This window comes from Thiohalocapsa halophila (assembly GCF_016583825.1).
Lineage (GTDB): Bacteria > Pseudomonadota > Gammaproteobacteria > Chromatiales > Chromatiaceae > Thiohalocapsa > Thiohalocapsa halophila.
Window position 1 is genome coordinate 1 of record NZ_NRRV01000277.1, and the last position, 570, is coordinate 570.

The following is a 570-nucleotide window of genomic DNA, read 5'->3' on the forward strand; positions in this document are numbered from 1 at the left end:
CAAGCACGCGCGAGGCGAGGTTGGGCACATGCGCCTCCGGCAGGATGAGAAAGCGCACGTTGTTGCCGATCAGATGCAGGCGATCGTACTGGTAACGCCGATCCCAGCCGATCCAGCGGTCGCGCGCAGCGCACTTCCACGCCGCCGCGCCCACCACCAGCAACGCCAACCACTGCTCCCGCCAAGTGGCCACGTACCAGATGGTGTGGCCAATCTTGGCCACCGCGCCCAAGTAGTGGTGCGCCTCGAGCAGCGCTTTGAAGCGCGGCTCTTCTTCGCGCACGACCGGCCGCAGCATGATCTCGTGCAGGTTCAAGCATCTCTCTCGCAACGCACGCTTGCCTTGCAAGATACCCCGCGCCGCGAGCGATGTCCAGATCCGCGGATAACCCGTGCTCCCGGTAGTGGGTTTGCGCCAGAACGGTTCCGCCCTGCCTTTTTGTCAGGGTCAGCGCATAAAAACCATCAGCCGAAGAGCACCTTGGCGCGGTAGCCGTCGTTCCAAGCGGCCTCGCGGCGTTTCTGCGAGAGCCGCCGCTTCGAGGGCTCCTGCTCGAACAGGTTCATGCA

Annotated in this window: 1 protein-coding gene; it reads right to left on the reverse strand. The window is 64.2% G+C overall.

Annotated features, from left to right (window positions below; genetic code table 11):
- Window positions 1–316 (reverse strand): Druantia anti-phage system protein DruA (locus CKO31_RS26385; protein ID WP_242475554.1); only part of this gene is annotated, 316 nt, incomplete at its 3' end.
- Between the last annotated feature and the right edge of the window lie 254 nt (window positions 317–570).